17 protein-coding genes, 2 pseudogenes and 1 riboswitch are annotated in these 18,744 nt (G+C 71.1%); of the genes and pseudogenes, 9 read left to right on the top strand and 10 right to left on the bottom strand.

The window, feature by feature from the left end; translation table 11 throughout:
- Window positions 1-65 precede the first annotated feature (65 nt).
- Window positions 66-1,397 carry a D-alanyl-D-alanine carboxypeptidase family protein gene (locus tag I8N67_RS08035; RefSeq protein WP_372443665.1) on the top strand — a complete coding sequence of 444 codons (1,332 nt, stop codon included), beginning with the start codon at window positions 66-68 and terminating at the stop codon, window positions 1,395-1,397.
- Between the two features lie 80 nt (window positions 1,398-1,477).
- On the opposite strand, the gene I8N67_RS08030 is transcribed toward I8N67_RS08035, so the two are convergent.
- Both I8N67_RS08030 and I8N67_RS08025 read right to left on the bottom strand, forming a co-directional pair.
- Window positions 1,478-2,356 carry a YihY/virulence factor BrkB family protein gene (locus I8N67_RS08030; RefSeq protein WP_200301899.1) on the bottom strand — a complete coding sequence of 293 codons (879 nt, stop codon included), beginning with the start codon at window positions 2,354-2,356 and terminating at the stop codon, window positions 1,478-1,480.
- A 58-nt stretch (window positions 2,357-2,414) separates the two neighbouring features.
- A pseudogene (locus I8N67_RS08025) lies at window positions 2,415-2,890 on the bottom strand (phosphatase PAP2 family protein); the annotation flags it as partial.
- Window positions 2,891-3,033: 143 nt separating this feature from the next.
- Between I8N67_RS08025 and I8N67_RS08020 the strand changes: the two are divergent.
- Both I8N67_RS08020 and dprE2 read left to right on the top strand, forming a co-directional pair.
- Window positions 3,034-4,198, top strand: a pseudogene (locus I8N67_RS08020) (FAD-binding oxidoreductase).
- Window positions 4,199-4,238: 40 nt separating this feature from the next.
- Window positions 4,239-4,994: a decaprenylphospho-beta-D-erythro-pentofuranosid-2-ulose 2-reductase gene (dprE2, locus tag I8N67_RS08015; RefSeq protein WP_200301898.1), complete on the top strand. Its 756-nt coding sequence runs from the start codon at window positions 4,239-4,241 to the stop codon at window positions 4,992-4,994.
- 127 nt (window positions 4,995-5,121) lie between these two features.
- Here dprE2 and I8N67_RS08010 read toward each other — a convergent pair whose 3' ends face one another.
- Together I8N67_RS08010 and trpS are read right to left on the bottom strand one after the other, a co-directional pair.
- A complete protein-coding gene (locus I8N67_RS08010) occupies window positions 5,122-5,703 on the bottom strand; it encodes a 2'-5' RNA ligase family protein (RefSeq protein ID WP_200301897.1) in 582 nt (193 codons plus the stop codon).
- Window positions 5,704-5,960: 257 nt separating this feature from the next.
- Window positions 5,961-6,974 carry a tryptophan--tRNA ligase gene (gene trpS, locus I8N67_RS08005; protein WP_200301896.1) on the bottom strand — a complete coding sequence of 338 codons (1,014 nt, stop codon included), beginning with the start codon at window positions 6,972-6,974 and terminating at the stop codon, window positions 5,961-5,963.
- A gap of 100 nt (window positions 6,975-7,074) precedes the next feature.
- Between trpS and I8N67_RS08000 the strand changes: the two genes are divergently transcribed.
- The 3 genes from I8N67_RS08000 to I8N67_RS07990 all read left to right on the top strand — a co-directional run bounded on the left by I8N67_RS08000 (window position 7,075) and on the right by I8N67_RS07990 (window position 9,528).
- A complete protein-coding gene (locus tag I8N67_RS08000; RefSeq protein ID WP_307835180.1) occupies window positions 7,075-7,722 on the top strand; it encodes an RNA polymerase sigma factor in 648 nt (215 codons plus the stop codon).
- Entirely contained in the window at window positions 7,709-8,659 is a 951-nt protein-coding gene (locus I8N67_RS07995) for a hypothetical protein (protein WP_234045292.1), read from the top strand. Before I8N67_RS08000 ends, I8N67_RS07995 begins: the two co-directional genes overlap by 14 nt.
- Before the next feature lie 122 nt (window positions 8,660-8,781).
- Window positions 8,782-9,528, top strand: a complete 747-nt coding sequence (locus I8N67_RS07990; protein ID WP_200301894.1) for a hypothetical protein — start codon at window positions 8,782-8,784, stop codon at window positions 9,526-9,528.
- A gap of 66 nt (window positions 9,529-9,594) precedes the next feature.
- Here the strand turns inward: I8N67_RS07990 and I8N67_RS07985 are convergent, their stop codons facing one another.
- The 3 genes from I8N67_RS07985 to I8N67_RS07975 form a co-directional block, all read right to left on the bottom strand.
- Entirely contained in the window at window positions 9,595-11,043 is a 1,449-nt protein-coding gene (locus tag I8N67_RS07985; RefSeq protein ID WP_200301893.1) for a glycine hydroxymethyltransferase, read from the bottom strand.
- Window positions 11,044-11,074: 31 nt separating this feature from the next.
- Window positions 11,075-11,163, bottom strand: a riboswitch (ZMP/ZTP riboswitch).
- 118 nt (window positions 11,164-11,281) lie between these two features.
- Window positions 11,282-12,466, bottom strand: a complete 1,185-nt coding sequence (locus tag I8N67_RS07980; RefSeq protein WP_200301892.1) for a glutathionylspermidine synthase family protein — start codon at window positions 12,464-12,466, stop codon at window positions 11,282-11,284.
- 21 nt (window positions 12,467-12,487) lie between these two features.
- Complete coding sequence (locus tag I8N67_RS07975) at window positions 12,488-12,859, bottom strand: hypothetical protein (RefSeq protein ID WP_200301891.1); 372 nt, start codon at window positions 12,857-12,859, stop codon at window positions 12,488-12,490.
- Between the two features lie 117 nt (window positions 12,860-12,976).
- On the opposite strand from I8N67_RS07975, the gene I8N67_RS07970 reads away from it, so the two are divergent.
- Both I8N67_RS07970 and I8N67_RS07965 read left to right on the top strand, forming a co-directional pair.
- Window positions 12,977-13,138, top strand: a complete 162-nt coding sequence (locus tag I8N67_RS07970; RefSeq protein ID WP_200301890.1) for a hypothetical protein — start codon at window positions 12,977-12,979, stop codon at window positions 13,136-13,138.
- 11 nt (window positions 13,139-13,149) lie between these two features.
- On the top strand, window positions 13,150-14,121 hold the full coding sequence (locus I8N67_RS07965) for a bifunctional helix-turn-helix transcriptional regulator/GNAT family N-acetyltransferase (RefSeq protein WP_200301889.1): 972 nt from the start codon (window positions 13,150-13,152) through the stop codon (window positions 14,119-14,121).
- Between the two features lie 138 nt (window positions 14,122-14,259).
- On the opposite strand, the gene I8N67_RS07960 is transcribed toward I8N67_RS07965, so the two are convergent.
- The gene (locus I8N67_RS07960; protein WP_200301888.1) at window positions 14,260-15,249 is read right to left on the bottom strand and encodes a malate dehydrogenase; all 990 of its coding nucleotides are present in this window, start codon (window positions 15,247-15,249) and stop codon (window positions 14,260-14,262) included.
- Between the two features lie 446 nt (window positions 15,250-15,695).
- Entirely contained in the window at window positions 15,696-17,039 is a 1,344-nt protein-coding gene (locus tag I8N67_RS07955; RefSeq protein ID WP_200301887.1) for a helix-turn-helix domain-containing protein, read from the bottom strand.
- A 474-nt stretch (window positions 17,040-17,513) separates the two neighbouring features.
- On the opposite strand from I8N67_RS07955, the gene I8N67_RS07950 reads away from it, so the two are divergent.
- Window positions 17,514-18,047, top strand: a complete 534-nt coding sequence (locus tag I8N67_RS07950) for a peptidoglycan-binding domain-containing protein (RefSeq protein WP_200301886.1) — start codon at window positions 17,514-17,516, stop codon at window positions 18,045-18,047.
- Window positions 18,048-18,111: 64 nt separating this feature from the next.
- On the opposite strand, the gene I8N67_RS07945 is transcribed toward I8N67_RS07950, so the two are convergent.
- Window positions 18,112-18,606 carry a helix-turn-helix domain-containing protein gene (locus tag I8N67_RS07945; protein WP_200301885.1) on the bottom strand — a complete coding sequence of 165 codons (495 nt, stop codon included), beginning with the start codon at window positions 18,604-18,606 and terminating at the stop codon, window positions 18,112-18,114.
- Between the last annotated feature and the right edge of the window lie 138 nt (window positions 18,607-18,744).

Raw genomic sequence — 18,744 nt, 5'->3', positions numbered from 1 at the left:
GCGGCGAGGGCGCCACGGGGGGCTGCGGTGGGATTTACCGGTCGGAGCCATGTACTTTCTCGATCGTGCCCGCCTCCAAAAAGACCGTCAGGCGCCCCCTGCTGGTCACCTCAGCCGCCCTGCTGTCCCTCTCGCTGACCTCACTGACGACGGTGACGACGCTGACGGCCACCCCGGCCTTCGCGGCGAAACCGTCACCGAGTCCGAGCGCCACGCCGTCCGCGACTCCCCCGGCGACCATGTCGACCGTCGGGGGTGAACTGCTGGGCAAGCCGGGCACTCAGGCCGCCCTGGGCAGCGACGCGCCCGTGCTGCCCAAGGGCATCAGCGCCCGCTCGTGGGTCGTCGCGGACGCCGAGTCGGGCGAGGTGCTGGCCGCGCACAACGCGCACTGGCGGCTGGCCCCGGCGAGCACGCTGAAGATGCTGTTCGCGGACACGCTGCTGCCGAAGTTCAACCGGGACGAGGAGCACAAGGTCGTCCCCGCCGATCTCGCGGGCGTCGGCGCGGGCTCCAGCATGGTCGGCATAAAGGAGGAGGAGACGTACACCGTCCACGATCTCTGGCTCGGTGTCTTCCTTCGCTCCGGCAATGACGCGGTGCACGTCCTGTCGGCCATGAACGGCGGCGTCAGGCAGACCGTCGCGGACATGAACGAGCACGCCGAGGAGCTCCAGGCCCTCGACACGCACGCGGTCAGCCCCGACGGCTACGACTCCAAGGGGCAGGTCTCCTCCGCGTACGACCTCACGCTGATCGCCAGGTCGGGGCTGCAGAAGAAGGACTTCCGCGAGTACTGCTCCACCGTGCGCGCGAAGTTCCCGGGCGAGACCAAGAAGGGCAAGAACGGCAAGAAGAGCCGCTCGTCCTTCGAGATCCAGAACACCAACCGGCTGCTCACCGGGGACAGCGGACTCGACTCCTACCAGGGCATCGCGGGTGTGAAGAACGGCAACACCACGAACGCGGGCGCGACGTTCACCGGGGTCGCCGAGCGGGACGGCCGGGTCCTCCTCGTCACCGTCATGCACCCCGAGAAGGACGAGCACAACCAGGTCTACAAGGAGACCGCGAGCCTGTTCGACTGGGGGTTCAAGGCGGCGGGCAAGGTCCAGCCGGTGGGGGAACTGGTGGCGCCCAAGGGGGCGGAGACCTCCGGTGGAGATACGGAGCCCAGTGCGCAGGCCGGGGCTACGGCGTCCCCGTCCGCGTCTGCCTCCGGCGGGGCGGGCGGGAAGACTGTTGCCGCGGGGGCCTCCGGCGGGGCGAGCGGGATCGGGGTCGCGCTGGGGATCACCGGGGGTGTGCTGGTGCTGCTGGCCGGCGGGGTGTTTCTGGTCAACCGGAAGTGGCCTCTGCCTGAGCTGATGGGGCGGCGGAAGTCAGGGGACGAGTAAGGGCCGGGAGCGTCTGCCTGGTTGATGCCGGATGCGGGCCGCAGGCAGTTCGTGGTTGATTGCGCAGTTCCCCGCATCCCTCAAGGGGCGCTCTCCTCGGTCGTGGGTTCTTCCTTGCTGTTCTCCGCTGTCCAGGCCGCGCAGTAGAGGAGGAGCTTGGCTGTGAAGTTGATCCAGAGGAGTAGGGCGATGGGGACGCCGAAAGCGCCGTACATGCTCTTGGAGGCGACGCCCTGGATGTAGCCGCTGAGGAGGAGCTTGAGGAGTTCGAAGCCGACGGCTCCTATGAGGGCGGCGACGACGAGGCGGCGGCGGGGCGGCTGGACGCCGGGGAGCAGGGTCAGGACGTAGAGGAGGAGCAGGAAGTCGGCGAGGACGGCGACGGCGAAGGCGGCGACGCGCAGGAGGATGCCTCCCCAGCCGTCGCGGTCGATGCCTAGTTCGTCGGCGATCCGGCCCACGGCCGCGGAGGCGACGGTGGAGGCGGCCAGCGAGACGAGGACGGCGCCGCCGAGGCCGACGAGGACACCCGCGTCCTTGGCCTTGGCGAGGACGGGGTTCTCGTCGGGGTCCGGCTTCTCCCAGACCGCGCGCAGGCAGCCGCGCATCTCGCCGACCCAGCCGATGCCGGTGAGGAGCAGCAGAGCGCCGGCGATGATCCCGACCGTGCCGGCGTTGTCGACGAGGCCCGCGATGTCGAGTTGGTCGGAGATACCGGGCACCTGCTCGGCGAGCCGGTCCTCCAGTTCCTGCTGCCCGCCCTTGCTCAGGGTCGCCGCGGCGACGGCCGCGGCCACGGTCAGCAGCGGGAACAGCGCCAGGAAGCTGATGAAGGTCATCGCCGCGGCCAGCCGCGTCCACTTCACCCGCTCCAGCCGTTCGTACGACCGCCACGCGTGCGTGGTCATCAGGCGCTCGACCAGGGGACCGACCCCGGGAAGTTTCTTCAGCCAGTCCATGATCCGAACTCTGCCCCAGTTGTAGGTGACCGATGCCGAGTACCCGTTGGGGACGTACTCCCGCCGCCACGTCGAACGGGTAGTGCACGCCGGCCACCAGCCGGGAGAGGCCCATAGCGGCGGCGAGCGGGGCGGTGGCGGGCAGCACGAGCGGGGTCCGCGGCGCGCCGTACGCCACGACGGCAACCGCCACTGCCGCCGAACTGGCGTGCGAGCTGGGGAAGGAGTGCCGTCCGGCGGTGCGGACGAGGGGCTCGACGTGGGCGGGACGCGGCCGTCGTACGACCCTTTTGACGCCCATGCCGGCCAGGTGCGCCCCGGCGGTCAGGGCCGTGCCGTGCAGCCAGACGCCGCGTCGTCGCCGGTCGACGGCGGCGCCCGTGAGGCCGGCCGCCAGCCAGAGCAAGCCTGTTCGCCCGCCCAGGGCAGGCCGCGCGCGGCGGCGACACGCGGGGCCGCAGCATGGGCGCGGAGAGCGGAGAGCGGTCTCCGGTCCATACCGCGCACACCGCCGACGACGTCAACTTCATCCATGCGATGCCACTCTTCTAGGCGACCGTGCGGGAATTCCGGCAATCTTGAACGACATCCCATTGATCACCCATTTCGGTGAGGGGACAGCGCAGCCGTGCCGGTACACCCGATTCATCCGTATACACGGCGATACGGTCGCGGGCATGCCAGCCGACGCCGCCGCAACCTCCCCGACCCCCTCGCTCTCGCCCCCGCTTCCTTCCCCGGGCCGCATCACCCTCGTCACCGGCTGGGGCCGCACCGCCCCCGCCGCCCGGCTGATCCGCCCGCGTACGTACGCGGGCGCCGCGGCGGCCGTACGGGCGTGCGGGGCGCGCGGCGGGATCGCCAGGGGGCTGGGGCGGGCGTACGGGGACGCGGCGCAGAACGCGGGCGGGGCCGTGCTCGACATGACGGGCCTCGACCGGGTGCACGCCATCGACGCGACCGGCGGCACCGTCCTGTGCGACGCGGGCGTCTCCCTGCACCGGCTGATGAAGGTCCTGCTCCCCCTGGGCTGGTTCGTACCGGTGAGCCCGGGGACCCGCCAGGTGACCGTGGGCGGTGCCATCGCGGCCGACATCCACGGCAAGAACCACCACGTCTCCGGGTCGTTCGCCCGCCATGTGCTGTCCCTCGAACTGCTGACGGCGGACGGCGAGATCCGCACGGTCGGCCCCGGCACCCCGCTCTTCGACGCCACGGCCGGTGGCATGGGCCTGACCGGCTTCATCCTCACCGCGACCGTACGGCTCCTCCCCGTCGAGACGTCCTGGATGTCCGTCACCACCGGAACGCGCCCGCGACCTCGACGACCTCCTCGCCCGCCTCACCACCACCGGCCGCTACCACCGCTACTCCGTCGCCTGGATCGACCTGCTCGTCAGGGGCACGGCGACGGGCCGCGCGGTACTGACCCGCGGCGACCACGCACGCCTGGAAGCGGTGGTAGCGGCGGCGGCCCGTGGAACGTGGCGCACGCGCGCGCGTGGAGGGCGATTCACCACGGCGCGCCGCTGCCCCTCCTTCCTCGCCGTCCTGAAGCGGTTCGGCGCGGGCGGCCCGGGCTGGCTGTCCTTCCCGATGCCCGGCTGGACCCTGGCCCTGGACATCCCGGCGGGCCTGCCCGGCCTCGGCGCCTTCCTGGACACCCTCGACGAGGAGGTCGCGGCGGCCGACGGCTGCGTCTACCTCGCGAAGGACGCCCGTCTGCGCCCCGAGCTACTGGCCGCGATGTACCACCGGCTCCCCGAATTCCGTGCACTGCGCCGCGAGTTGGATCCGCGCGGTGTCTTCGTCTCGGACCTGGCCCGCCGTCTCGCCCTGTAGGCCCCCACAGAAACCCCTGTCCCCACACCCAGGAGCTGTCATGAAGGACGCCTTCGGCACCCCCCAGTCCCTGCTGATCCTCGGCGGCACGTCGGACATCGCGCTCGCCACCGCCCGCCGAATGATCGCCCGCCGCACCCGCACGGTGTGGCTGGCGGGACGCCCGTCGCCCGACCTGGAGAACGCGGCCGTCCACCTGCGCGGCCTCGGCGCCGAGACCCACACCATCACCTTCGACGCCCTCGGCTCCGAGTCCCACGAGGCGATCCTCGGCAAGGTCTTCGCCGAGGGCGACATCGACATGGTCCTCCTCGCCTTCGGCGTACTGGGCGACCAGGCGAACGACGAACGCGACCCGGTGTCCGCCGCGCGCGTCGCCCAGACCAACTACACGGGCGCCGTCTCGGCCGCCCTGGTCTGCGGACGGGCCCTCCAGGCGCAGGGCCACGGCTCGCTCGTCGTCCTGTCCTCCGTCGCCGCCGAGCGCGCCCGCCGCTCCAACTTCATCTACGGCTCCAGCAAGGCCGGCCTGGACACCTTCACCCAGGGCCTCGGCGACGCCCTCCACAACACCGGCGTCCACGTCATGCTCGTACGCCCCGGCTTCGTCCGCACGAGCATGACCACCGGCCTGACGGCGGGCCCGCTCGCGACGACCCCCGAGGCGGTGGCGGTGGCCATCGAACTGGGCCTGCGACGCCGGTCGGAGACGGTGTGGGTGCCGGGGGCGATGCGGTGGGTGATGGCAGCGCTGAGGCACCTGCCGAGGACGGTGTTCCGCCGCCTGCCGCTGTAGCCGCGGGGAGCAGGGAGCAGGGAAGTCAGCGCCCCGTAGGGGGCGTGGGGAACGGCGCGAGCAACCACATCCGACCGCGCCCGTGAACCGCGCCCCTTCACCCCTCCCTCAGCGACACGCCATGGGGTCAGTGCGCCGGAAGCGTCGTATCCCCCACCGGCGCCCCCGCCTGGGGCGGGACGGCGGGTCCGCCGAAGGCGAACTCGCGGAGCTTGCGCCAGACCCCGTCGGCGCCCTGCTCGTAGAGCGCGAACCCGGTGCAGGGCCACTCCGCCTCGTACTCGGCGAGCTCCTCGAACGCCCGGTCCATCGCCTCCTCGGAGATGCCGTGCGCCACGGTGACATGCGGGTGGTACGGGAAGTTCAGCTCGCGCGCGACCGGACCAGAGGCGTCCCGGACCTGCTTCTGCAGCCAGGTACAGGCCTCGGCGCCGTCGACCACCCGCACGAACACGACGGGCGACAGCGGGCGGAAGGTTCCTGTGCCGGACAGCCGCATCGGGAAGGGCCGTCCGGCGGCGGCGACCTCGGCGAGGTGCGCCTCGATCGCCGGCAGCTCGACGTCCTCGACCTCAGTCGGCGGCAGCAGCGTGACATGGGTGGGGATGCCGTGGGCCGCGGCGTCACCGAAGCCCGCGCGCAGCTCCTGGAGCCGGCTGCCGTGGGGCTCCAGGACCGCGATCGACACACCGATCGTTACGGTCCCCACGTCGTCTCCTGTCGTCGTGTCATGCGTTGTCTCGTCGTGTGGCGTTGTCGGTCGTACGTCTCCTGCGGCGTACGACCGTCGTGTTGGTGCGGACCGCACGTGTCGTACGGGTCGCGCGGGCCGTGCGGGGGCACGGCACCGGCTATCGACTGTACGGCCACGGCGGTGTTCCGGGCAGGCGCAGCAGGAGTGATGTGCGGCGCTGTCGGTGGTGCGATCGGTGGTGCGATCGGCGCTCGGGTGCGGGGTGGTGCGGCTCAGTGTTTGGCGGGCAGGAAACCCACCTTGTCGTACGCCTGGGCGAGTGTCTCCGCGGCGACGGCACGCGCCTTCTCGGCCCCCTTGGCCAGGATCGAGTCCAGCGTCTCCGGGTCGTCCAGATACTGCTGGGTGCGCTCCCGGAAGGGCGTCACGAACTCGACCATGACCTCGGCGAGGTCCGTCTTGAGCGCACCGTAGCCCTTGCCGACGTACTTCTCTTCCAGTTCCGCGATACCCGTCCCGGTGAGAGTCGAGTAGATGCCCAGCAGGTTGCTGACGCCCGGCTTCTCCGCGGAGTCGAAGCGGATCACCGTGTCGGTGTCGGTGACCGCGCTCTTGACCTTCTTGGCGGTGGCCTTCGGGTCGTCGAGCAGGTTGATCAACCCCTTCGGGGTCGATGCCGACTTGCTCATCTTGATCGACGGGTCCTGAAGGTCGTAGATCTTCCCCGTCTCCTTCAGGATGTACGGCTTCGGGACCGTGAACGTCTCCCCGAAGCGGCCGTTGAAGCGCTCGGCGAGGTCGCGCGTCAGCTCGATGTGCTGGCGCTGGTCCTCACCCACCGGGACCTCGTGCGCCTGGTACAGCAGGATGTCCGCGACCTGGAGGATCGGGTACGTGAAGAGGCCGACGCTCGCGCGGTCGGCGCCCTGCCTGGCGGACTTGTCCTTGAACTGGGTCATGCGGGACGCCTCGCCGAAGCCGGTGAGGCAGTTCATGATCCAGGCGAGCTGGGCGTGCTCGGGGACATGGCTCTGGACGAAGAGTGTGCACCGCTCCGGGTCGAGACCGGCGGCCAGCAGCTGGGCGGCGGCGAGCCGGGTGTTGGCGCGCAGGTCGGCCGGGTCCTGGGCGACCGTGATCGCGTGCAGGTCGACGATCATGTAGAACGCGTCGTGGGACTCCTGCAGAGCCACCCACTGGCGCACGGCGCCGAGGTAGTTGCCGAGGTGGAACGAGCCTGCGGTGGGCTGGATTCCGGAGAGCACGCGGGGTCGATCAGAGGCCATGCTCACCATTCTCTCAGGTGTCGGGGCCCGTTCCGGAACCGTCCGGAAACAGATGTGACACGGGTGGGAACCGATCGGGTGCGGGCGGTGTACCAATTTCGTGAGGACGCGGGAGGGGGGCCGCATCGTCGATGAGGCCGCGGTGATCGCACGCGTACGCGCCGGAGAGCCGGAGGCGTACGCGGAGCTGGTGCGCGCCCACACGGGCATCGCACTCCGGGCGGCCCGTGCGCTCGGTGCCGGTTCGGACGCGGAGGACGTGGTGCAGCAGGCCTTCTTCAAGGCGTACTGCTCACTGGGCCGCTTCCGGGACGGCGCCGTGTTCCGGCCGTGGCTCTTGTCGATCGTGGCCAATGAGACGAGGAACACAGTGCGGACAGCCGGACGCCAGCGGTCCCTGGCCGACCGCGAGGCGGCCTTCGTCGAGGCCGAGCCCCTGATACCGGCCTCGGCCGACCCGGCGGTCGCCGCGCTGGCGATAGAGCGCCGCGTCGCGCTCCTGGGCGCCCTGGAGCAGCTGAGCGAGGAGCACCGGCTGGTCGTGACCTACCGCTACCTGCTGGAGATGGACGAACCCGAGACGGCCGCCGCCCTCGGCTGGCCCCGGGGCACGGTGAAATCCCGCCTGAGCCGGGCACTGCGCAAGCTGGGCCGGCTCCTGCCGGAGTTCGAGCCGGGCGATCCCCTTGAGAGGGCACGTCAGAGAGAGCTGGAGCGGACGAGGGGAGGGGGTGATGAGGGTGAGTGAGCGGGACGAGGACGGGCACGGGTGCCTGGATAGGGGCCCGGGCCGGGACCGGAGCGGGAATGGCAAGGTTACGGAGGGTGGCAGTCGCGAGGTCCGGTTGCCCGAGGAGTTGCGGGCGCTCGGGCGGTCGCTGGACCGGCCGGGGGCCGACGGGGACGACGGGGCCGAGACCATGGTCGAGCGAGTCCTGCGGCAGATACTCGCCGAGCGGGTGCCGACCCCGGTGGCCGAGCCGCCGGGGTTCGGGGCGTGGCTGCGCGCGGTGCGCCGGCGGGCCCGGCTCCACTGGCGCGTGCTGACCGCCGCGCTCTGCGGGCTGCTCGCGGCCCTCGTCCTCACCCCTCCGGTGCGGGCGGCGGTGGCCGACTGGTTCCACTTCGGCGGGGTCGAGGTGCGGTACGACCCGTCGGCGACGCCCTCGCCCGGGGCGGGGGTACCGGGCTGCCCGGACCCGGTCCCGCTCGCCGAGGCCGAGCGGCGGGCGGGGTTCGCTCCGCTCGTGCCGGGCGCGCTGGGCGCTCCGGACGCCGTGTCCGTGACCCGCGCCCCGAAGGACCGCTTCGTCGTCACTCTCTGTTGGACCGAGCGGGGCGGCACCGTCCGGCTCGACGAGTACGCGGCCCGGCTGGCGCCCGAGTTCGCCAAGACGGTGGCGGGCGAGCGGCAGATGGAGTGGGTCGAGCTGAGCGGGGTCCCGTACGAGGCGCTGTGGTTCCCCGAGCCGCACCTCCTGCGCTTCTGGATGACCTCCGAGGACGGCTCCCGCTTCACCCGCTCCGAGCGCACCGCGGGGCCCACCCTGCTGTGGGTGCACGACGACGAGTTCACGCTGCGGCTGGAGGGCGTGGAGTCGAGGACACGGGCGCGGGAGATCGCGGAGTCGGCGGTGTCGGTGGAGTCGATGGAGTCGGTGGGGTCGGCGAAGCCCAGGTCGTAGGGCTGTGGGGCGGACTCGAAATCGGTCTCGCCGCGGTGGGAACCCCGGCGGTTCGGGCGGTGTACCAGAAGTGACACCGTGAGTGCGGGAGGGCCGCACCGGGATCGATCGGGGGGTGTCGGATGCGTGGACTGCGACAACTGACGGCGATGGTGGGCGCGTTGCTCACAGCTCTGGCCCTGCTCCTGCTGGGGGCACCGCCCTCGGCGGCCGGCGGACCGACGAGCGTGCTGCTGGCCTCGCCGACCGACCAGCGGACGGCCTCGCTGTACGGCACACAGGAGGAGTACGGCCGCCTGGAGCAGCTTCTCGCCGCGGGCTCCGAGCTCGGCCGGAGCCGGGAGGAGCCGCCGGAGTGGGGAGAGGAGGAGATATGGGAGAAGGTCACCGACATGGTCAATGTGACGTGGATGGTCCATGACGTGACGCCTTGGCGAGTGGACCGGGTGTACGCGGGCGTGCCCGACAGCGGGGACATCTGGATCCACACGACGCTGGACGTCGGGGAGGACACCGCCGCGTCGGACAGCGGCGTGTGGCACAGGGCGAAGCAACCGGAGTGGCTGCGGAATCTGCTCACCGGGCTCGGTGTCATGGGACAGGCCCCCGGCAGCCCGGCGCGGGGCGAGCTGCCGTCGGCCGGCTCGTCGGCCGAGGCCCGGGCCGACACCGGCGGGACGACGACCGACGACTCGGCCGCGAACACCTCCGACCCGACCGGCCTGACCGACCGAGCCCGATGGGCGATACCTGCCCTGGGCCTGGGTCTCCTCCTCGGCTCCGGCGCCACGCTTCTGCTGCGCCGCGCGGCGGCCCGGCGCGAGTCCGGACCGCCGGGAGAGCCTCGTCAGGCGCTGATCGACGCGTGACTGACCGGCCGACACCCACTCTCTGGGCTGGGTGGCCTCAGTGGGCGTCGGCCGGGCGCGTCGGGGTCAGCCGAGGTCGATCTCCGGGTACAGCGGGAAGCCGGCGACTAGGTCGGTGGCCCGGCGGGAGATCTCGTCGGAGACCTTCGGGTCGAGCACGTGCTGGGCCTTGGAGGGGGCGCCCGACTTGGTGGTGCCGGCCTCGGCGGTGGTGAGGACGCGGTCGATGAGGCCGGCGACCTCGTCCATCTCGGCGGTGCCCAGACCACGCGTGGTCAGCGCGGGCGTGCCGATGCGGATGCCGGAGGTGTACCAGGCGCCGTTCGGGTCGGCCGGGATGGCGTTGCGGTTGGTGACGATGCCGGAGTCGAGCAGCGCGGCCTCGGCCTGGCGGCCGGTGAGGCCGTAGGAGGTGGCGACATCGATCAGGTTGAGGTGGTTGTCAGTGCCGCCGGTGACCAGGGTGGCACCGCGGCGCATCAGGCTCTCGGCGAGGGCGCGGGAGTTGTCGACGATGCGCTGGGCGTAGTCCTGGAAGGCGGGCTGCCGGGCCTCGGCGAGGGCGACGGCCTTGGCGGCCATGACGTGCGGGAGGGGGCCGCCGAGGACCATCGGGCAACCGCGGTCGACCTGGTCCTTGAGGGAGTCGTCGCACAGGACCATGCCGCCGCGCGGGCCGCGCAGCGACTTGTGGGTGGTCGTGGTGACGATCTGGGCGTGCGGCACCGGGTCGAAGTCGCCGGTGAGGACCTTGCCGGCGACGAGGCCCGCGAAGTGCGCCATGTCGACCATGAGCGTGGCGCCGGCCTCGTCGGCGATCTCGCGCATGATCCGGAAGTTCACGAGACGGGGGTAGGCGGAATAGCCGGCCACGATGATCAGCGGCTTGAAGTCACGGGCGGTGGCGCGCAGGGCCTCGTAGTCGATGAGGCCGGTGGTGGGGTCGGTGCCGTAGGAACGCTGGTCGAACATCTTGCCGGAGATGTTCGGGCGGAAGCCGTGGGTGAGGTGGCCGCCGGCGTCCAGGGACATGCCGAGCATGCGCTGGTTGCCGAAGGCCTGGCGGAGCTCGGCCCAGTCGGCCTCGGAGAGGTCGTTGACCTGGCGGACGCCGGTCTTCGCCAGGAAGGGGACCTCGACACGGTCGGCGAGGACGGACCAGAAGGCGACTAGGTTGGCGTCGATGCCGGAGTGCGGCTGGACGTAGGCGTGGCGGGCGCCGAAGAGTTCCCTGGCGTGCTCGGCGGCGAGGGACTCGACGGTGTCGACGTTGCGGCAGCCGGCGTAGAAGCGGCGGCCGACGGTGCCCTCGGCGTACTTGTCGCTGAACCAGTTGCCCATGGCCAGGAGGGTGGCCGGGGAGGCGTAGTTCTCGGACGCGATCAGCTTGAGCATCTCGCGCTGGTCGGTGACCTCCTGGCCGATGGCGTCGGCCACCCGCGGCTCGACGGCTCGGATCACATCGAGAGCGGCACGGAAGGCGGTGGACTCATGGGAGAGGGGCTCGGCTGGCATGGGGACCTCCGGACGTTGCGTTCAGCGTTCACGGTACGGCCCAGGCGCACGGCACTCATTCCTCGCGGGCCGCTCCCCGATGGTCTGTCCCATCCCAGCGCGCCAGTCACGGCCCGTTACCCACCTTATCGGGCGTCCCACCGCGCCGGGCCCCGGCGTCCACCATTCGAACGACGGGAGGAGCCGACGAGACAGCAGGACCAGAGGACGGCAGGACGACGAGAGGAGGCGGCGGGCGTCACAGGATCACGTGCGGCAGGAAGCGGGCGTACTCGTCCGTGACCAGGCCGGAGGACTCCCTGATGCCGAGGCCGGCCGACTCGTCCTCGACGACCCAGGCGCCGAGGACGACGTGGTTGCCGTCGAAGGTCGGGAGGGGGGCCAACTCCTGGTAGCAGCAGGGTTCGTCGCGGAGGACGGGGTCGGCGCCCGGATCGTGGACGGTGGCGCCGGCGCCCTCGCGGCCGAGGAGGGGCTTGGCGACGTAGCCGGCGGTGGCGGCCAGTTCACGCGGGCCGTCGAGGTAGGAGGGGAGGAGGTTGGGGTGGTCGGGGTACAGCTCCCAGAGGATGGCGAGGAGGGCCTTGTTGCTGAGGAGCATCTTCCAGATGGGCTCGATCCACATCGTGGTCCCGGTGCCGCCGCCGTTGTCGACAGTGGCGAGGACGTGCGGGGCGAAGCGGTCGGTGGTGAGCCACTCCCAGGGGTACAGCTTGAAGATGCTGCGGATGAAGCGGAGCTTCTTGTCGACGAAGCGCTCCGAGAGGCGGTCCCAGCCGATGTCCTCCATGGAGATCCAGTCGGTGTCGAGGCCGGCCTGCTCGGCGGTCTCCTTCAGATAGGCGACCGTCATCAGGTCCTCGCCGAGCTCGTCGTCGGAGGAGTGCGCGAAGTACAGGGGGCCGCCCGGCGGGAGCAGGTGGGACTGCTTCTTCCAGGCGTCGACGAGGCGTTCGTGGAGAGAGTTCCACTGGTCGGCGCCCGGGAAGCGTTCTTCCATCCAGAACCACTGGGGGCTGGCGGCCTCGACGAGCGAGGTCGGGGTGTCGGCGTTGTACTCCAGCAGCTTGGCGGGGCCGGTGCCGTCGTAACGGAGGTCGAAACGGCCGTAGACGGTGGGCAGTTCGGCGCGCCGATGCCACGCCTCGGCGACGAGGCCGGCGAGGCGTGGGTCGGTGATGCCGAGATCCGCGAAGCGGTCCTGCTCGACGATGTGCACGGCGGCGGCCAGGCACATGCCGTGCAGTTCCTCGACGACCTCCTCCAGTGCCTCGACCTCGGGGAGCGAGAAGACGTAGTAGGCGCTCTCGTCCCAGTACGGGCGCAGGGAGTCGTCCGGGTGACGGGTCAGCGGGTAGATGAGCCCCTGTTCCTCGACGGTCTCCTGCCAGCCCTGGCGGGGTTCGACGGTGCGGCGTTCCATGGCTCTGCCTCGTCCGCGGGGTCAGCCGCCGCTGGAGCCGGAGCCGGAGCAGCCGAAGCCGTCCCGGTCGACGGCATCGCTGCGGCTGAAGGTGCCGTAGTCGGCCCGGCTGCCGGTGACGTCGGAGTCGTAGTACCAGGCGGCGTCCGCCGTGCCGGTCCGGCTCCGGTTGCCGCTGCTGCTGCTCTTGCGGTTCTTGCCGTACGACGACGAAGAGCCGGAGTTGCAGTTCTTGTCGGCGATGATCTTGTAGCCGTTGGCGTAGTCGTAGCTGTCGCGGTCCACGCAACGGCGGTCCGGATCGGACCCGCAGGAGGTCAGGGCCGCCGCGACGACGCCCATCCCCCCGAGTACGACCGTGCTGGACCGCAGCCGCCTGCGCTTCTCTCCCATGTGTGCCCCCGTGGCTCGTCGCCCGACGCGGTGCGCGCACCGCGCGATCGACTTATCTGCGTCTTATCGGCGCTCAGACTAGTGATCCATTCCGCGGGCCCGCCAACCGGCTCCCCCTTGGGCGCGCCGGGCCTCCGGCCGAGGCAGCTCGGCGAGCTGGGAGCGACCCGGGTCACCTTCGGGCCGGGCCTCCAGCGCCGGTCGGCGGAGCTGCTGGCGACCCTGACGGGCGACCTGCGGAAGTGCGGAGAGCAGGACATCCGGCCATTGCTTGACTAAAGTCAAAGAATATGGGGAGCAAGCGGCAGTCGGAGTCCGTGGCCGCTGCTGATGTCAGCAGCCTGCGGCGGTTCAACCGGTACTTCACTCGGCGTATCGGCGCCCTGGACGATCGCTACCTGGGCCAGGACCGGCCACTCGGTGAGGCGCGGCTGCTCTTTGAGATCGACCAGGTCGGTCAGGTCGGTCAGGTCGGCGAGGCGGGCGAGATCGGCGGAGGAGGCCAGGGAGGCGCTTCGCTTCGTGAGTTGCGGGCCCGGCTCGGACTGGATGCCGGGTATCTGAGCCGGATGGTGAAGGCGCTGGAGGGGCAGGGGCTGGTTCGGGTCGGGGTGCACGGCGGGGACAGCCGGGTGCGGGTCGCCGAGTTGACGCCTGCGGGGCGCGCCGAGGTCGAGGAGCAGAACCGGCGGGCCGACGCGCTGGCCGAGGGGCTGTTGCGGGGGCTGAGCCCGGCGCAGCGGGGCGAGTTGACCGACGCGCTGGGAGCCGCGCGGCGCCTGCTGCGGCTGGCCGCGATCCGGGTCGAGGCGGTGGACGGCGGATCGGCCGATGCCCGTACGTGCCTCGACGCGTACGCGGCCGACATCGACGAGCGGTTTCCCGAGGGCTACGACCCGGCCACCCTCGTACGACCCGAGGAGGTGTCCGGGGACTCGGGGGTGCTCCTCGTCGCGTACGAGGAGGAGCGGCCCGTCGGGTGCGGGGCGTTGCGGACGCTCGGTCCGGGGGTCGGGGAGATCAAGCATGTGTGGGTGCATCGCGGGGCGCGGCGGCTCGGGCTCGCCCGGCGGCTGCTGGGGGAGCTGGAGCGGGCGGCCGCCGAGCGCGCTCTCGGCGTCGTACGGCTCGATACGCATGCCTCGTTGACGGAGGCCCAGGCGATGTACCGGGCGTGCGGGTACACCGCGATCCCCCGGTACAACGACGACGTGTACGGGGCCCACTTCTTCGAGAAGCGGCTCCCCGCCCGACGGCCGTGACTCGGCCCGCGCTCAGCCCCGTACACGTGTGACCCGTCGGGCAGAGGCATCCCTCGGCGTCTTCGCGGTGCGGTTACGCCGCGCAGGCCCTGTCCCGGTCGAAACCGGGGCAGGGCCTGCGCGGGCAAGCCATAGGAGTCAGAGGAGGCCGAGCGCGCGGACCGCCTCGCGCTCCTCCGCCAGCTCCTGGACCGAGGCGTCGATACGGGCGCGGGAGAACTCGTTGATCTCCAGGCCCTGGACGATCTCGTACTTGCCGTCCTTGACGGTGACGGGGAAGGAGGAGATGAGGCCCTCGGCCACGCCGTACGAACCGTCCGAGGGGATGCCCATGGAGGCCCAGTCGCCCTCGGCGGTGCCGTTGACCCAGGTGTAGATGTGGTCGATCGCGGCGTTGGCGGCGGAGGCGGCCGACGAGGCGCCACGGGCCTCGATGATGGCGGCGCCGCGCTTGGCGACGGTCGGGATGAAGTCCTCCGCGAGCCACTTCTCGTCGTTCACGACCTCGGCGGCGTTCTTGCCGGCGACCGTGGCGTTGAAGATGTCGGGGTACTGGGTCGCGGAGTGGTTGCCCCAGATCGTGAGCTTCTTGATCTCGGAGACCGGGACGCCCGTCTTCTTCGCCAGCTGGGTCAGCGCGCGGTTGTGGTCCAGGCGGGTCATCGCGGTGAAGCGCTCGGCCGGGACGTCCGGCGCGGCGGCCTGGGCGATGAGGGCGTTGGTGTTGGCCGGGTTGCCGACGACGAGGACCTTGATGTCGTCCGCGGCGTGGTCGTTGATGGCCTTGCCCTGCGGCTTGAAGATGCCGCCGTTGGCCTCGAGGAGGTCGCCGCGCTCCATGCCCTTGGTGCGGGGGCGGGCGCCGACGAGCAGGCCTACGTTGGCGCCCGCGAAGGCCACGTTCGGGTCGTCCGTGATGTCGATGCCCTGAAGGAGCGGGAAGGCGCAGTCGTCGAGCTCCATGGCGGTGCCCTCGGCGGCCTTCAGCGCCGGCGTGATCTCCAGCAGGCGCAGCTTGACCGGCACGTCCGCGCCGAGCAGCTGGCCGGAGGCGATGCGGAAGAGCAGGGCGTAACCGATCTGGCCGGCCGCGCCGGTGACGGTGACGTTCACGGGAGTGCGGGTCATGGCGTTCTCCGTATGACAGCTGGCGGTGGGGCGTCCCTGCCCCAGGCGGGACGTACAAATGATCGATCTCTTGGCGTCAAGAGAGATCGGTGGTCAGGCTATCGCGCATCCGGTACACCGCACCGCCGGGTTCGTGTGGCCCAGCCCACAGCCTGGTGCCGCTCCGCGCGATGGGGCGCGTGAAGAGGCGGCCGCCGGTCCGGGAGAGGTGGGGACCAGGCGGCCGCCATATGGGGGTGCCGGGCCGGGAGGGGTGTGGATCTCCCGGATGGGCCGGACTCCCGTGGGGGTACTGTCCGCATGCCCCGGAGTTCGGCGGGCATTCCCCTTACGCCGAGATTACTTCTCCGGCAGGGCGCGTCACGGTGAGTGAGGTACCAGCGGGTGCGTACGCAGGGGCGCGCAGGACCAGCTCACGCGCCCCCGACGGCCCGCCTCCGACCGCCCTACCCCGTGCACCCTTTCTGCCCCGTGGCCAGCGTCACGCAGGCCGTGGCGTCGCCCGCGTCCTTCACGGTGATCATCAGGGTGTAGGCGATGTTGTCGCCGGCCGCTTCGATGGCGGCCGCCTGCTTGTCCGTGCCGACGGTGACCACGACCTCGTCACCCTGGGCCGCGCCGGTGATACGCGCCCAGGCCGCCTGGCAGGTCTTGCTGTAGCGGACCTCGACCCTGGTCGCGCCCACGACGGCCTCGTCTGCGGTCCGCACGAGGTTGCCGATGCACCCCATGGTCTCCGGGTCCTTGCCGCCGCAGTCCTTGCCACTGCACTTCACTCCGGCCGGGAGGTCGGGGTTCGTGCCGAGCGAGGTCGACGGGGACGGCGTCGGCTTGTCCCCGGCCTGGTTCTTCCCGTCGCCGTTGGTGAGGAAGAAGGCCGCCGCGATCACGACGAGCGCGCCGACGGTGCCCGCGAGGAACATCGTCACCCGCCGCTTCGGACCGGAATCGCCGTCGTCGGGACGGCCGCCACCACCGGGCGGCGGACCGAAGACACCGGACGGGGCGGAGGAAGCGGAAGCGGAGGACGAAGAGGAAGGGGAAGCCGAAGAACCCGGAGAAACCGGCGAGACCGACGAAACGGGGGAGACCGAAGAACCGGACGTCGGCGGCCTCCCGGACGAGCCCGCCGATGGAGCCAACGGAACGGATGGAGCCGATGGAGTCGATGAAGCCGACGGTGACGAGGACGGTGACGAAGCGGCTCCCCAGCTGATCCGGGGCGGCGCGGACGACGATGACGTCGCCGGTGTGGCCGGTGCCCCCGGTGCCCCCGGTTTGGCCGGCGCGGTCGAACCCCCGTACGGCGACCGCGCGGTCCGATCCTCCGGCGACAGCGGCTGCGGCGGAACCGTCGGCGAGACGCCCGCCGGGCCCGCCACGCCCGGTGTCGCGGTCGCGCTCCGGCTCGCTCTGCCGTTCCTGCCGCCCTTGACGGTCGACTGGCCGCCCGTCTCCCCCAGGGCGGCGCGCGCCTGGGAGATACGGATCGCTTCCATGGTCATGTCGTGGCGCATCTCCGAGCGGCTCCAGGCGCGCTCGGCCAGCTCCCACATGGTCGTCAGATGGATGGGATTGGCACCTGTCACCTCGGCCAACGCCACGATCGCGCCTTTCGGCGCGAGAAGTCTGCCGTTGAGATACCGCTCCCAGGACGTCTTGCTGTAGCCCGTGCGGTCGGCCACCGCGGCGATGCTCAACCCACTGCGGTCGACGAGCCTGCGCAGCTGGCCCGCGAACTCCCTGACCTGTGGATCGAGTTCATCGGGCAAGGCCCTCCAACGAGGCATTGCTTTCCCCCTCTTCCCCCCGTACGTCCCATACAGCCTGTACGTTCCGCACGTCCCGTACGTCTCCGGATTCTCCCTCTCCGAGGCCCCGTTCTGGACTACCCACTGGGATGCGCCCCGCCGGGATGCCAGTTCCCCGAAAGGGGGCGCGCGGAAGCATTTCGGGCCGAGACATGCGCCGTTGCACGCCCGCCGACGGTCCGGGTCCAGTGTCCCACCGGCTTCCCGGATTTCCGGGCGGAATTGCAGGTCCACGCGTGGGACGTCCCGGACCGTCCCAAATGCCCACGTTAGCCCTGGTGTTGAGGGAGTCGGTGCCAAATCCTCGAACCTGTCAACACATCGACACAACGACCACACATGCACAGACACACGAGTCGAACGAGGGCGCGTACGCCTCGTACAGCTCGCGGATCCCGTGCGAACCGTGTGCGTCAGTGAAGGTCGAAGGTCAACGGGGACCAGGGGGATCACATGCGACACAAGTCCAGGCTGCTGCTCGCGGCAGTCGCCGTGACGGCTTCGGCCGGGCTCGCGCTCGGCGTCACCGCTCCGCTCGCCACGGCCTCCGGGCCGCACGTCGTCGACGGCTCCGGCGCCGCGTACAACGACTGGGGCGACGAGGGCACGCTGTCCGTCAACAGCCACTCCAGCAGCAACGCGACGCGGCTGTGGCAGAGCGTCCTGTACGCCGACGGCGCCATGTGGAAGGACTCCAGCGGGAGTCTGCACACCTTCACCCAGTGGGACATCGACGGGATCTTCGGCTGGAAGACCCGCTCGGCGACCAAGTACTGGCAGGCGCAGGAGGAGTTGGAGGACATCGACGGGATCGTCGGCAAGGAGACCTTCGGACAGGCCGACGGCTTCCTCGACGGACCGTACAACGACGGCAAGGTCACCTATACGGGCCTGGAGCACGAGGTGACCTTCAAGCGGGTCGACGGGACGTACTACGTCAGGATCGGCTCGAAATGGAAGGTCGCCGCGTACGACTGGCGCGGCTGAGGGGCCGCGTCGGCAGTCGGCCGACTGCCGACGCGGGTCTGAAGGGGGCCGTCACTCCGGGGTGCTACTCCAGGGTGACGGCCCCTGTCAGCGCGACGCCGACGAGGACCAGGGCGACGAGGACGGCGAGCGCCGCGTAGAGGGCGATACGGCCGGGCGGGCGAGGCTCCGGCTGCTCGGCGGGGGTGTCCCACCACGGGAGCGTGGGATCGTCCTCGTACACATCCGCCGCCACCCCCGCCCCGGTGGTGTCCGGCGACTGGGCCGAGGGAACCGCGGCCGGTGCCGCCGGGCGCGGCCAGGCCCGTACGGCCAGTTCCCAGCGCACCCCGAAGCGTTCGGCGTCCTCCCCCGCGACGCGGCACAGGGCGACGACCGCCTGCCGGGGCGGGGGCTGGGTCCCGTTGAGGTACCGCTGCCAGGAGGACTTGCTGTACGCCGTGCGCGCGCCGAGCGCGACGAGACTGAGTCCCGTGCGGTCCTTCAGCAGGCGCAGTTGCTCCACGAAATGCTGTACCTCAGGGGGGAGATCGTCCGGCAGCGGCTGCCAGGCGCTCATCGGCTGCCTCCTCGGCTCAAGGCGGGTCTGAGCAGGTGACGAGCGTGGTGGGCGGACCGGTTCCCACCGGTCCGGATGCCGGTCCGGATGCCGGTCCGGATGCCGGCCCCGCAGGTTTCGCAGGTTTCGCAGGTTTCG

The sequence above is a fragment of the Streptomyces adelaidensis genome (assembly GCF_016598475.1).
Taxonomy (GTDB): Bacteria; Actinomycetota; Actinomycetes; order Streptomycetales; family Streptomycetaceae; genus Streptomyces; species Streptomyces adelaidensis.
The sequence above is the reverse complement of the archived record's forward strand: the minus strand, read 5'-3'. Positions and strand labels throughout refer to the sequence as shown.

What these genes read in the sequence shown, in the direction of transcription:
- I8N67_RS08030 (WP_200301899.1), bottom strand. Translation starts at nt 2,356, where the DNA reads ATGGACTGGCTGAAGAAACTTCCCGGGGTCGGTCCCCTGGTCGAGCGC.
- dprE2 (WP_200301898.1), top strand. Translation starts at nt 4,239, where the DNA reads ATGAAGGACGCCTTCGGCACCCCCCAGTCCCTGCTGATCCTCGGCGGC.
- trpS (WP_200301896.1), bottom strand. Translation starts at nt 6,974, where the DNA reads ATGGCCTCTGATCGACCCCGCGTGCTCTCCGGAATCCAGCCCACCGCA.
- I8N67_RS07995 (WP_234045292.1), top strand. Translation starts at nt 7,709, where the DNA reads ATGAGGGTGAGTGAGCGGGACGAGGACGGGCACGGGTGCCTGGATAGG.
- I8N67_RS07990 (WP_200301894.1), top strand. Translation starts at nt 8,782, where the DNA reads ATGCGTGGACTGCGACAACTGACGGCGATGGTGGGCGCGTTGCTCACA.
- I8N67_RS07985 (WP_200301893.1), bottom strand. Translation starts at nt 11,043, where the DNA reads ATGCCAGCCGAGCCCCTCTCCCATGAGTCCACCGCCTTCCGTGCCGCT.
- I8N67_RS07980 (WP_200301892.1), bottom strand. Translation starts at nt 12,466, where the DNA reads ATGGAACGCCGCACCGTCGAACCCCGCCAGGGCTGGCAGGAGACCGTC.
- I8N67_RS07975 (WP_200301891.1), bottom strand. Translation starts at nt 12,859, where the DNA reads ATGGGAGAGAAGCGCAGGCGGCTGCGGTCCAGCACGGTCGTACTCGGG.
- I8N67_RS07965 (WP_200301889.1), top strand. Translation starts at nt 13,150, where the DNA reads ATGGGGAGCAAGCGGCAGTCGGAGTCCGTGGCCGCTGCTGATGTCAGC.
- I8N67_RS07960 (WP_200301888.1), bottom strand. Translation starts at nt 15,249, where the DNA reads ATGACCCGCACTCCCGTGAACGTCACCGTCACCGGCGCGGCCGGCCAG.
- I8N67_RS07955 (WP_200301887.1), bottom strand. Translation starts at nt 17,039, where the DNA reads ATGCCTCGTTGGAGGGCCTTGCCCGATGAACTCGATCCACAGGTCAGG.
- I8N67_RS07950 (WP_200301886.1), top strand. Translation starts at nt 17,514, where the DNA reads ATGCGACACAAGTCCAGGCTGCTGCTCGCGGCAGTCGCCGTGACGGCT.
- I8N67_RS07945 (WP_200301885.1), bottom strand. Translation starts at nt 18,606, where the DNA reads ATGAGCGCCTGGCAGCCGCTGCCGGACGATCTCCCCCCTGAGGTACAG.